This window comes from Streptomyces sp. CB02400, from assembly GCF_001905725.1.
GTDB lineage: Bacteria > Actinomycetota > Actinomycetes > Streptomycetales > Streptomycetaceae > Streptomyces > Streptomyces atrovirens.
In genome coordinates, this window is record NZ_LIWB01000010.1 from 259,376 (window position 1) to 271,778 (window position 12,403).

A 12,403-nucleotide genomic window follows, 5' to 3' on the forward strand; every position below is an offset into this window, starting at 1 on the left:
TCCGGCGTGGTACGGCCGCTCCGGCCGGCGATGTGCCGTCGTAACCAGGGCAACGGGACCGCCGGCGTGGTCGTGACGGCCGGCTGCCGCGTTCCGCAGGGGCGGGCACCGCCCGCCGGAGGGCGTGTGGCTCCGTCGTTTTCGGCCGGGCGGGCACGACCGTTCCCCTCCCCGAGGGGCACTGGGAACGGCGGATTACGTCCGGTGCGGTTCGCACGTGCGTACGCGTCGTGTTGGCCCGGGGTGGATCAGGGCACACGGCCCGTGGTGCGGGAGGGGCATGGTCGGCTGCCGCAGGCGCAGCCGCTGACAAGAGGTGGGGGAGATGGTTCGTACTGTCGTGGTGCACGACGAGGAATTACTGCGGTCGGCATTGGTGCAACTGCTCAGGTCCGATGCCGCGCTGGAGGTCTCGTCCATGTCACCCGGCGCCGGACCGCCGGATCGCGACATGTCGCCGACGGACGTGTGGGTCGTGGACGGTGACTGCCTGCGGGGGCCGGGGCAGGCGCACGACGCGCCCTTCCCCACCCGGCGCGGGGACCGGCTCGTCGTGCTGACGACCGCCAAGCGGCCGGGGATCCTCCGCCGGGCGTTCGACGGCGGTGCTCTCGGGCTGGTCGACAAGAACGCCCCGGCGGACCGGTTGATCACGGCGGTGCACACGGTCGCCAAGGGGGAACGTTTCCTCGACCAGACGCTCACGGTCGCCCTGCTGGAGGGCGCGGAGATGCCGCTGACCACCCGTGAGCTGAGCGTGCTGTCCCTCGCCTCCCAGGGGGCGCCGATGGCCGAGATCGCGGCCCGTCTGCACCTGTCCCGGGGAACCGTCCGCAACTACATGGCCACGGCGATCCGGAAGGTGGGCGCCCGCAACCGGGTCGACGCGATACGCATCGTCCAGAGCGCCGGCTGGACGTGACGGGCGGTGCGGTGACCCCGCCCGGGACGGCCGGCCCCGGTCAGGGATCCCGGGCCGGGCCGCCGTTCCAGTGGCCCGTCAGGTCACGGTAGAGCGGCGAGCGTTCCAGCACCTCCTCGTGCGTGCCGCACACCGCCTCCGTCCCGTCCAGCACCAGCACCCGGTCGGCGCGGACGGCCGACGACAAGCGGTGCGCCACCACCAGCAGCGTTCCCGGGCGCCGCGCGAGGGCCTCCTCCGCGTGTGCCTCGGACGCCGGATCGAGGTGGCAGGTGGCCTCGTCGAGCAGCAGCAGGGGCGCGGAGGACAGACAGGCGCGTGCGAGCGCGACGAGCTGCCGTTCGCCCGGGGACAGTCCGGCGGGCCGCACCGGTGCGTCGAGCCCGCCCAAGCGCTCGACCAACGGCCGCAGACCGAGGGCCCCGACGGCGGCGTCGAGGTCCGCGCGGTCCGCGTCCGGACGCAGATACGCGAGGTTGTCGCCCACGGTCCCGGAGAAGACGTACGCCTCCTGGGGCACCAGCACACGCAGCGCGGCGAGTTCGGCGGGGGCGCGCCCGGTCACCTCCCGGCCGGCCACCCGTACCTCGCCGCCGCTCGGCGCGAGCGTCCCCGCGACCAGGCGGGTGAGCGTCGACTTGCCGATGCCGCTCGGTCCGACGACCGCGAGGCGCTCGCCCGGGGCGACGCACAGGTCGAGCGAGTCGAGGACCGGTTCGGCGCGGGCGCCGTAGGAGAGGGTCACGGACCGCAGCTCCACCGCCGCGGCCGGACGTTCCCCGTGAGCCGGTGCCCGGGTGCCGGCGGTCGTCCTTGGGCGGGCGGTGACGGCTGTGCCGGGGGCCGGGAAGCGCGCGGCCGGGTACGCGGGCTTCGGTCGCGCGTGGTGTCCGACCGCCGACGCCTTCGCCCCCGCCGACGTCGGCTCCGGCTCCGGCTTCGGCTTCGGCTCCGGCTCCGGCTCCGGGCCGATGATCCGGTCGAGGACGACCAGCAGCCGGGCCCCCGCCGCGCCGAGCGCGGTCATCAGCGTGTGCAGGGCGGGCAGCAGCGACTGGACGAGATAGGTGAAGGCACCCAGCAGCGCGCCCGCCGTCACTCCTCGCCCGCGCAGCCACGGCACCGCCAGCAGCAGCGCGAGGACGGGCAGCTGGCCCGAGACGCCGAGCGCCGCCGTGCGCACCGCCGCCCAGCCTGCCAGGGCACGGGCCGCCGCGGCGGCCCCGTCGACCAGCTCCGCGCCGCGCCGCGCCGCCTCGGGCCCGGTTCCGCAGGCCGTCAGGTCCCGCAGCGCCGCCCGTGACCGGGCCGCGTGGTCGCCCAGCGCCTCGTCGGCCGCCAGGGCGCGTCGCTGAGCCGCCGCCATGGGCCGCAGCGTCACCAGGAACAGCACCAGGCCGCCCGTCAGCGGTGGCAGCACCACCACGAGGAGGGCGGGGTGCAGCGACAACAGTCCCAGCAGCGCTCCGGCGGCGGTGAAGACGAAAGAACGCAGGGTCAGGACGAGACCTGCGAAGCTGTCCCGGGCGATCTCGACCTGGTTCGTCAGCCGGGAGACGGCCGCCCGGTCCGTCCCGCCGGCCCCGCCCAGGACGGCCCGGGCCAGGGACCGGTCGACCGCGCGCCGCACCAGGCCGTCGCGCAGCGGCTCCGTCAGCCCGGCGAGCTGGGTGAACACGCCCCGGATCACCGGAGCGCCGAACAGTACGGCGACCAGCGCGACCGCGAGCCACAGCAGCCCCCGGCGCACATCGCCGGCGAGGAACCCTTGGTCGACGGCGCGGGCGACGCCGTAGCCCACGAGAAACGCCTGCCCGGTCTCGACAAGCGACCAGAGCGCGAGCCGCACCGACACCCCCGTGCGACGGGCGAGGAAACGACGGGCGGGCGGCGCGATGCGACGCAACGCCCCGGACCCGTCACCCGTACCCGCACCACGCGTCACCGCCGCACCCCCTCGGGCCGGGACCGACACACGGCGCACACACCCGGTGCCGTGGCCTCAGTGCCCCGGGCGAGGAAACAACAGACGGGCAGCGCGATACGGCGCAACGCCCCGGACCCGTCACCCGTACCCGCGCCGCGCGTCACCGCCGCACCCCCTCGGGTTCGGGCCGGTGCGTGGTGTCCGCACGCGGTGCCGTGACCTCGGTGCCACCGGCGCCGAAGACCGCCCGGTAGTCAGCCGTGTGCCACAGTTCGTGATGGGGTGCGACGGCACGCACTCCCCCGTCCTCCAGCCAGATCACCAGATCCGCCCGGGCCGCCACCGACGGGCGGTGTGCGACGACCAGCCTGGTTCCGGGCCGTACCGAGTGGCGCAGCGCCCGGTCCACCTCGTGCTCCGTGGCGGTGTCCAGACTGGATGTCGCGTCGTCCATGATCAGCAGCCGTCCGGCGTGCGCGAACGCCCGGGCGAGGCCGAGGCGCTGGTGCTCGCCGCCCGAGAGCGGCGCCGTGGACAGCGGGGTGTCGTAGCCGCTCGGCAGCCGGCGGACGAAGCCGTCGGCGCCCGCGGCACGGCAGGCTTCCCGGACCTGTTCGGGCGACACCCGCCGGGGGCCGGCGGCGACCGCTTCGGCGACCGTGCCCTCGGCCGGCGCCGGGCGCTCGAAGGCGTAGGCGACCTCGGTGCGCAGCGCCTCCCGGGCCAACCGGTCGAGGCGGACGCCGTCCAGCAGCACGTGTCCCTCGTCGGGGTCGATCAGCCGCCCCGCCACGGCGGCCAGGACGGACTTCCCCGCTCCGCTGCGGCCGACCACCGCGACGGTGGTGCCGCCCTCCACCCGCACACCGTCGACGCGCAGGACCTGCCTGCCGTCGCGCACCACCCGCACGCCGCGCAGTTCGAGATCGCCCGGTCCGGCCGGGGGGAGGCGCCGCGTCCCGTAGTCCAGCGTGGGCATGCCTGCCAGTGCCAGGGTCCGGTTGTGTGCCTCGCGGCCCCGTACCACCGCGCCCAGCAGGGACGCGGCGCCACCGACGCCGGCCGTCAGCTGCGCGTACCGGCACACGGCGAGCAGCTCGCCCACGCTCAGGGCGCCCGACGCCAGGCGCAGGCCGCCGACGGCCGTGGCGGCCAGGGTGAGCAGGGGGACCAGGACACCGCTGCGGCCCAGGGCCCGTCCGTGCAGCGCCCACATGCGCCGGCCCAGGGCGGCGAGCTCCTCCAACGGCGCCAGTATGCGGGCGCGTTCACGGGCGACGGTCCCCGCGGCGGCGATCGTCGCCGCGCCCTCCAGGGCCTCCAGCAGCCGGGACGCGATCTGTGACTGCGTGTTCTGGTAGGCGGCCACCGAGGCACCGGTGTCGCGGGCGAAGGTCCGCAGCACCAGCGCCAGGGCGGGCAGACCGGCCAGCACGCAGGCCGCCACCCACACGTCGACGACGGCCAGCGCCACGAGCGCGCCCACCGGCGTGACCACCGAGGCCGCCAGCGCCGCCCGGGCCGCCGGGGCGCCGCCCGCGTCGGCGGCGTTGAGGGTCAGGCGGGTCCCGACGTCCCCCGGCGTGAAGGGCCCCGCGCGCTCCGGTACGGCGCGCAGCAGACCGTCGAAGGCGCGGGAGCGGACGGAGGCCGTCCAGCCGGCGTTGCAGCGGCCGGTGAACAGGGAGGTGAGGCTGTCGAGCAGCAGTTCACCGAGGAGCAGTACGGCAGTCAGCGCCAGCCAGCGTCCCACGGCGCCGTCGGCTCCGCCGTCGCGCAGGAGCAGGTCCAGTGTGCGGCCGAGGGCGAAGGGCTGGGCCACCGTCGCCGCGGCCGCTCCGACCGAGCACAGCAGTACCAGTACTTCGGGTGCGCGCCCCGGCCCCGCGCCGCCGGCTCCGTCCCGCGCCCGGAACCCGGTCGTCAGCACCGGCCGATCTCCTTCCGTTTCCGTCCGTCCACCGGAACAGGCGACGGCGCCCCGGGCGGAAGCCCGGGGCGCCGGAGCCGAACGACATGACTCACCGCGTCGCCGCGGCGGTCGACACCGGCGTCAGTTACAGGTGGTGACGCTCAGGCTGCTGTCGCCGCAGAGCAGCAGGCTCGCGCGGCTGCCGGTCTCGACGTCCCCCATGGCCTCTTCCTTGGGGGTCTCCATCGACTGCAGGTCGAACAGGTTCATGACATCTTCCCTTCGTGGGACAACGGGTTGTCTTCTTTCATCACGACCCCGGGAAGGGGCCGAGTCAGGTGGCCGCCCCGCGTGCGCGGCGGCGGAAGGAACGGCAGCCCGGCGGGCGGGGCACCGTGGGCGGAGGCGACGGCCAGCAGGCATCCGGCCGTGCCCGTGGAGAGGTCCATGGACAGGCGCATCATCTGCTCACCGGGGAAGGCGAGCCGGTCGCGGTAGCTCATGGCGTGCCAGGACAGCGCGTCGAGCTGACGCCGGACGGCCTCCGGACCGGTGCCGGGCACCTCGGCCGTCGTGCGGGCGAGGTGCAGCACCATCCCGGCCACACCCCGGTACAGGCCCGGCTGGGCGTAGAACATGGCCTGCGCCGCGGCCACGATCTCGCCTCTCGCCCGCTCGAACTCCTCGTCCTCCCGGTGCGCCAGGTAGTCGTCGAGCACCATGCCGATGCCCACGCTGCCCGCGCCCAGGTAGGGCATGGTGCGCCAGCCCTCGTCGACCTGCAGGGCGCCACCCGCGCCGCGGACGCAGCGGGCGAGGTCCTGGCGCAGCGCGTCCCGCGCGAGGTCGAGCAGGGCGGGGTCCCGGTCGCGTTCGTACAGCCGCAGGAAGAGCAGGGCGCGTCCCGCCGCGCCGTACAGCAGCCCCGCGCGCGCCCGGCCGGTGCTCCCGTCCCCGGCCGGCACGCCCCGGGCGGTCAGCTCGGCGCAGCGCCGGGCCGCCGCGTGCACGGCGGTCTCCCCGGTGGCCGCGGCCAGCGAGTCCAGGGCCAGCCCCAGTCCGGCGGTGCCGCTGTGCAGGTCCGGGGCCAGGTGGTCGAAGGGCTGGTCGAGGAGGAGTTCGGCGAGGTCGAGGGCGCGATCGCGGTGGCCGAGGTACTCCAGCGTCCAGGCGAGGCCGGCGAGCCCGTCGTGGAAACCGAGCGGCATGCCCGACGGCGGTTGCTTGGTCCGCTCCAGCAGCCACTGTTCCCCGTCCTCGTCCCTTCCCGCCCCGCTCTCGGCCAGGGCGTACAGCACTCCCGCCGCGCCGTGGCCGAAGGCCAGTCCGCCGCCGGCCGTGGCGAACTGCGCGATGTCGCCGGGGAAGAGGCGGTCGGTACGGGACGGTGTCGCCGACGCGCGGATGGCCGCGGCCATCGAGTCCCGGCTGCGGGGCCAGTCGTCCGGCCGGACCGGCACCACCGGCCCGTCCGTCCGTCGCGCCGCCGGAGCGCCGGTGGAGGCGGGGGCGCCGCCGGTGATCTCGTCGACCGCCGCGTCCAGGAAGGCCCGGTCCACCGGGAACTGCCCCGCCACCACATCGGCGAGATGGGCCGCCTTGCGCCGGTCCAGCGCCAGCAGACTGGTGAGCGGGAGGAACAGCGCGAGCCGCAGACAGGCCAGCGCGTACCGGTCCACCGCGACACCCCGCCGGTCGGACGGCGCCACGAACCCCGGGTTGGCGACGGTCTGCCGGCCGGGCTCGCCGACCTGGTGCGCCGCCTCGAAGTCCAGCAGGGCGACGCTGTCGTCCTCGCGGATCATGATGTTGAACAGGTGCAGGTCGTTGAAGACCACGCCCCGGGCGTGGACGTCCTCGACGGCGCGTTCCACCCGCGCGTGGACGTCGAGGGCCCAGGCCGTGTACTCGGCCAGCCGCTCCTCACCGGGGTCTGCCTCGATGAGCGGGTGACGGCGGGCGAAGAACGTGTTGAGCGGCTTGCCGTCGATGTGCTCCAGCACCAGGAAGTGGTGCTCCCCGACCGTCAGGTGATCGAGCACCTCGGGTGTGCAGCCGAGACCGGACAGCCGCTCCAGCGCCCGGCGTTCGCGATGCAGCCGGGTCACGGCGTCCGCGCCGTCGGCCGCCAGACCTGCGTGCGGCCGGGCCTCCTTGAGGACGACCCGTTCCCCGGTGCGGGAGTCGCGGGCGAGGTAGACACCGCCGCCGTTGGAGAAGTGCAGCGCCGATTCGACGGTGTAGGGCAGGCTGCCCACGGTCAGCGCGTCCCGGGCCGCCAGGTGCGGGCGCAGGAAGGCGGGCGGCTCCACCCAGTCCGGCACACGGAAGACGGGGCCGCGCAGGTCGGGCACCAGCACTCCGTCGGGACCGGTCACGGCCGGCCGCAACTCCCCTTGCGCGTCGTAGCAGTTGCGCCGGGTGAAGCCGCCGTACCGGACGTGCACGGGTCCTTCGCCGAGCCGCAGGTCGCTCAGGACGTACGGTCCGGGTTCGCCCGCCAGCAGCTCCGACAGCTCGCCCGCGAGCCGTTCGAACCGCTCCTCGTCCGCCGGGTACACGGTGATGAACTTGCCGCTGCCCGCCCGGTCCGCGTACTTGGCGTTGCGCTGGTGCAGCAGATAGCGGCTGGGGACGAACTTGAAGGCCGTGCCGCCGGCGACACAGTGCCGCCACACGCGTTCGAGCACGGACTCGGCGTTGTCGAGACAGGCGGAGACGTGGATCTTCCAGCCCTGGTCGGGCAGTTCGGCGTCGACCGGACGCAGGGCGAGCCAGTCCCCGCTCTCGTTGCGCTGCCATCCCGGCGGGACGGGCCACGAGGCCGCGGCGTACCGGGAGCGTCCGTTGCCGGCCGGGGAGACGGTGCGGTGCGGAGCGTCGTAGAAGTACGGGTCCGCGTCGCAGTACACGGCATAGCCCTTGTTCACGCCGTCTCCCTCCCATCGGTCGCTGACGGGCATGACGCTGTCACGGGGCGCACCGTCCCGCACAGTCACCGCTGTCATCACTCCGACGTGCGGAACGCACGGGTAACTTCATTGGAGGCCGGGCGGGACGGAGCCCGTCTCCCTTGAGGGCGGCCGGTGTTCGGCGCCCGACGACGGAGGTTCCGCACGGCGGAAGTCCCCTTGCCGGTGCCGGGGCGCGGACCGGCCCGTAGGCACAGACCGGGCCGGAGACGCCGCCGGTCACGGTCCGCGGCACGCCTCCGCGCCGAGGGCCTCGTGGACCGCCTCCCCGGCGTCGGCACGGTGGGTGGTCGTCGCCCGGAAGTACCCCACGGCCTCGGCCGTTGACGGGCCTCGCGGAAACCCTGCGTGAACACGGTCACGTCACCAACGAGGTCCGCGCCATGGCCCCGCTCCCGCTCCCGTCGCCGAACGCCTCCGCGTCGAACGCCTGCGCCGCCTGAACGGTCTTCCCCCTCTCCTCCGACCTCACGTACCTCCCCCTCGGCATCGGCGCCGTGGTGCGGGTCTTCGCCCTCCCGGGGGCCACCGTCTTCCGCCTCGTGGTCGCCGCATCCGAGCCCCCGCGGGCGGCTGCAAGAGGCGCTTCGACAAGGATTTCGCCAGGAACACCGTCGCACTCGGCAGAATATGGACGCGTGCGACGCCGGAAGGCGGACTGCGGAACGCCGTGACGGCGACACGAGCGAGAAGGAACCTTCATGGCGACCACGGCTGTCAACAATTCCGACGAAGCCGCTGACCACCTGCACGCATGGGTGGCCGATCCCTCCCCCGACCGCGGTTTCCTCTTCGTCGACGGACCGGCCGGTTCGGGAAAGAGCCCGCTCTTGCGGAAGACGGCGTCAGCCGCTCCCGGAGCGTGCGTTGTCGATGCCGCGGGCCTTTCCACGGAGGAGGTGCTGGACGAGGTGATGCGGTCCCTCGGTGTCTCGTACGGCGACTACCGCAGCGCCGGATTCCTCGCGGAGGAGATGGAGGAACAGGACCCTCTCCACTCCCTGGTCCTCGTGACCAACACCCAGTGGGCCGGACGGACCCGGTCGACGACCGAGCCCCTGCACACCGCGGAACACCTTGCGGGCACCCTGGGCATCGACTTCCGCATCACCGGTGTCCGCTTCGTCATCGAGATCGACAGCACCGTGCGGGACCTGGGCTCGCGTGTACGTCGACCTCTGGTCCTCGCCCCGCGGCCCGGCACGGTGCGTCGTACGGACATCAGCACCCTGTCGCCCAGGTGGCGCATCGCCGCGCTGGCCCTCGCGCTCGCCGAGCCCCGGGAAATCCGGTTCACGGAATGGCAGATGCTCTGCTCCGCGCTCGGGGCGTCCTTCACATACGGTGAACTGCACACCGTTGCGGCCGAGTTGCCCTTCGCCACGACCCCTGAGGGCGACACCCCGGTGACACTGGCTCACCACTCCGTCTCACGCGATCTGCGGGCCGAGGTCTCCGACGAGGATTTCCGAGCCTTCGAGACCGCGGTCTTCGACCGTTTGCTGACGTGCGCGGAGAACGACGGGCTCGCCGACTACCGCGCCCGGGCCCTGCCCGCCCACGCCGCTGCCGCGGGCCGTTTCGAGGAACTGCTGTCCCTCCCCCGCGCCCTCGCCGCGTGTCACCGCAGCGCCTTGATCGAGGCGCTGCCCGTGGCTTTCCCCGACGGGGTGCCCGCCGGCACTTTCGCGGCGGATCTGCACTACCTGGACGGTCTCGGCCTCGCCCCGTCCTCGCACGCGGAGTGGATCTCCGTACTCCATCTCGTGGCACTGAGTCAGGGCCGAGCGGAGCGGGCACGAGTGCTGGCGGAGTCCGCCGGGGTACTGCCCTGGCGAACCGTCTGGAGCAACTGGCGCGCACCCGGATGTCTCACGCGTCAGGGCCCCCACATTCCCGCGGTCGCACGTGTCGGCATCGACACCTCCACGGACCCCGGTACGGTCACCAGCACCTTCACGGCCGGCGGCAGCGCGATCTGGGACGCGGCCACCGGACGGCCGGTGGGAGGAGATCCTCGCGGAGACACCACTGCTCTCCCGCCCACAGCGGCGGACACCACTGCGCCGCCCCTCTGGACAGCCGACGCCCCCTCGTGGAACCTGCTCAGGCTCGGTCTCGTGACCACCCCGTCGGTCCGCCGCACCGTGCAGGCACCGAGCGTGCGGGACGCCGCTTGCGCCGGCTCGTTGGTGATCATCGCCGGAGGTCGTGGTCTGTACGCCATCGAACCCGACCTCCGCACCACTGACGGTGCTCCGGCCCGCCCGCTCCCCGCCGTGGGGCCACGCTGCAGGATCACACCACGCCCCTTCGACGAGACCGTGCGCGTCCCGGCCCGCACTCGGCTGTGTGACGTCTTCGGCGAGGACGCCGTCGCGAGGATCGCCGCCGACCGGCTGCCCGCAGGCCTCACCCACGAGCCCACCCGCCGCTTCCTGACCGAGGTCGGCTTCCCCTCCGTGGCCGGTTTCTACGGCCTCGACACGCACAACCTCCTCACCACGGGCCTCGCCGAACATGTATGGGACGGCTCCGGAAACGGCGTCACGCCTGTCGGGGACGGCCCCTTCTACGAGTTGGGCTCCTGGATCGGCGGAGTGCTGCTGCTCGACGGCCGCACCGGCCGTGTACTGCGCAGGACGCGGCCGGGGGCGGTCGACGCCGACCGTCCGGGCAGTCCCCTCGCAGGCTCCTCGCTCGCCTCGTTCGTCGCGATGGTCTGCCTGCAGTGGGAGTACATGCGCGGCTATGCGACGTCCGCCGGTGTGGACGGCGCGGACCTGCTGGACGAACTCACCGCATGGCTCACCGCCGTCGACCCCGCCGCCGCGGCCACCAGGAACTGGGGCCACGTGCTGGAAGAGGAGAACTTCCCCTGCTTGTGAGCCGCGCGGGCCACGGCCACCTCCTGTACCAGCCGTACGCTCGCCGCGCTCGGTGGCATGGTGCCGCACCTCCTCGACGCCGCGAGCCCGGTACTGGCCCCCCGCCGACGTCGAATCCGGCCGCATGCCCGCATCCGGCACGCAACGCCACGGCCGGCCCGCCACGCCCCACCCCAACGTACCCAACTACCGCTTCGAGGGCGGCGCTCCGCCCATCTGATACCCGCAACAGCAAGGGCGCGGAAAGCGCCCTCATGCCCGCTCGCCGATATGATCCAGGAGAACCGACCAGGCGTTCCGTGGTGGCTCGCTCATCACTCATGACCCGGAACAATCCCTGGCCGTATTGACCGATCCGACGCGACCACGGACCTCACCGTGACGCGGAGGCGGCGGGCAACCGAGCGGACCGAACCGTCGTCGCGCGACTCATGGGAGCAGTCTGACGTATGAGCGCATCCACCCCGGGACCAGCCGCGGTTCCACCTGCCCTCGCCCTGGACCGCGCGCTCCGGTGGATCGACAAGCCACGTGACAGCAGTGCTTGGCTGTGGGTGGGCGGGAAGGAGGGATCCGGCAAGACCGCACTGCTTCGCACTGCCGCCGCGCGGCAGCCGGGTGCCGTTCACCTGGATTGTGCGGGTCTGCACTGTGAGGAGATCGCTCGCAGCCTGGCCGCATCTCTCGGCGTAGCCGCACCTGACACCTGCGGTCACAACTTCGCTCGCGCCGTCAGCAGGATAGCCACAGGGCCGGTGGTGATCCCGGCGAACACGCGGTGGGCCGGCACCCTCCGCACCACGCGTGAACCCGAACGGGTTCTGCACCAGGTGGTGCGGACCCTCATCGGGAAGCACAGGCGCAGCACACGGATGCGGATTCTGGTCGAGGTGGCGCGCACAGCAGGGCCGACGGCATCCCTGCGGGGACCCGACAAGCACCGCTACGGACAGCCCATGCCACCGGCCCAGCCGGAGAACCGGCCTTCCGTGCCCCCGCGCCGGTCGAATCCCGCACCGGTCCCCACAGCTCCAAGGCGCGCGACCGCGCTGGTGCGGGCCCTGCTGGTGCTGACGAACCGGGAACTCGCCCGCTGACGGGTGATCTTGTCGGCGGGGCTCTTCAGGTCACGGGCGATACCGTCGCACGCGCCACTGGAGGCGCGCAGCTCGGCGGGGACGACGTCGATGGTCCGGAGCATGTCGGATCCTCTCCGGTGGACAGGTGGTCGTTCCGGGCCGTCAGAACTGCTGCTGAGTCACGCCGGGCGGCAGCAGGCAGGGCGTACGGACGGAGAACGAAAGCCGTTGCGGCTTGTCCTTGCCGGAACCGACGGTGTCGGCCATGACCCGGTAGGAGGTTTTCTTGTTCCGTGCGCTGAACACGGCCGGCTTGTAGGCGCTCTGGAACTCCCGGTACGAGGTCACCTCGTACCCCTGCTCGGTCAGCTCCCCGCGGAGCGTCCGCACGACCCGCGAGTGCTCCGTGACAGGGACGTCCGAGTAGACGTAGTAGAAGAGGCTGTACCGGCCGTCCTGGGCGACTTCGTCGTCCTTCCCGACGCACGCTTCGAAGTTCGCTTCCGCCGTCGACGGCGTCAACTCCACATCGGCGATCCGGGCCATGTACGCGGTGTAGTCCTCGGCCTGCTTCACCGCAGCGTCCTTGTCCACGCGGGGCAGCGGATCGTTCCGGTCGTCGTCGCTCCGAGACACACAGGCTCCGGTCGAAAGCAGGATCGCGCAGACGGCGATGACCGCGCCGAGTGAGGGACTGCAGTCC

The 12,403-nt window shown here is 73.3% G+C and carries 8 protein-coding genes and 1 pseudogene; 3 read left to right on the forward strand and 6 right to left on the reverse strand.

Annotated features, from left to right (window positions below; genetic code table 11):
- Positions 1–325: 325 nt before the first annotated feature.
- Positions 326–922 carry a response regulator transcription factor gene (locus AMK33_RS24345; protein ID WP_073935076.1) on the forward strand — a complete coding sequence of 199 codons (597 nt, stop codon included), beginning with the start codon at positions 326–328 and terminating at the stop codon, positions 920–922.
- A 40-nt stretch (positions 923–962) separates the two neighbouring features.
- On the opposite strand, the gene AMK33_RS24350 is transcribed toward AMK33_RS24345, so the two are convergent.
- The 4 genes from AMK33_RS24350 to lanKC form a co-directional block, all read right to left on the reverse strand.
- Positions 963–2,867, reverse strand: a complete 1,905-nt coding sequence (locus AMK33_RS24350; protein WP_073935077.1) for an ATP-binding cassette domain-containing protein — start codon at positions 2,865–2,867, stop codon at positions 963–965.
- Between the two features lie 142 nt (positions 2,868–3,009).
- Entirely contained in the window at positions 3,010–4,779 is a 1,770-nt protein-coding gene (locus tag AMK33_RS24355; protein ID WP_073935078.1) for an ABC transporter ATP-binding protein, read from the reverse strand.
- A 123-nt stretch (positions 4,780–4,902) separates the two neighbouring features.
- Complete coding sequence (locus AMK33_RS24360; protein ID WP_006130296.1) at positions 4,903–5,031, reverse strand: mycelium formation morphogenetic lantipeptide SapB; 129 nt, start codon at positions 5,029–5,031, stop codon at positions 4,903–4,905.
- Positions 5,028–7,691: a class III lanthionine synthetase LanKC gene (lanKC, locus tag AMK33_RS24365; protein ID WP_073935119.1), complete on the reverse strand. Its 2,664-nt coding sequence runs from the start codon at positions 7,689–7,691 to the stop codon at positions 5,028–5,030. Before lanKC ends, AMK33_RS24360 begins: the two co-directional genes overlap by 4 nt.
- A 279-nt stretch (positions 7,692–7,970) precedes the next feature.
- On the opposite strand from lanKC, the pseudogene AMK33_RS43935 reads away from it, so the two are divergent.
- Both AMK33_RS43935 and AMK33_RS42245 read left to right on the forward strand, forming a co-directional pair.
- Positions 7,971–8,278: pseudogene (locus tag AMK33_RS43935) on the forward strand (GntR family transcriptional regulator); the annotation flags it as partial.
- 156 nt (positions 8,279–8,434) lie between these two features.
- Positions 8,435–10,621: an SUKH-4 family immunity protein gene (locus AMK33_RS42245; protein ID WP_073935079.1), complete on the forward strand. Its 2,187-nt coding sequence runs from the start codon at positions 8,435–8,437 to the stop codon at positions 10,619–10,621.
- Between the two features lie 943 nt (positions 10,622–11,564).
- Here AMK33_RS42245 and AMK33_RS24375 read toward each other — a convergent pair.
- Both AMK33_RS24375 and AMK33_RS24380 read right to left on the reverse strand, forming a co-directional pair.
- Positions 11,565–11,822 carry a hypothetical protein gene (locus AMK33_RS24375; protein ID WP_073935080.1) on the reverse strand — a complete coding sequence of 86 codons (258 nt, stop codon included), beginning with the start codon at positions 11,820–11,822 and terminating at the stop codon, positions 11,565–11,567.
- 40 nt (positions 11,823–11,862) lie between these two features.
- Positions 11,863–12,294, reverse strand: coding sequence for a hypothetical protein (locus tag AMK33_RS24380; RefSeq protein WP_143203857.1), 432 nt, complete (start codon positions 12,292–12,294; stop codon positions 11,863–11,865).
- Positions 12,295–12,403: the final 109 nt, after the last annotated feature.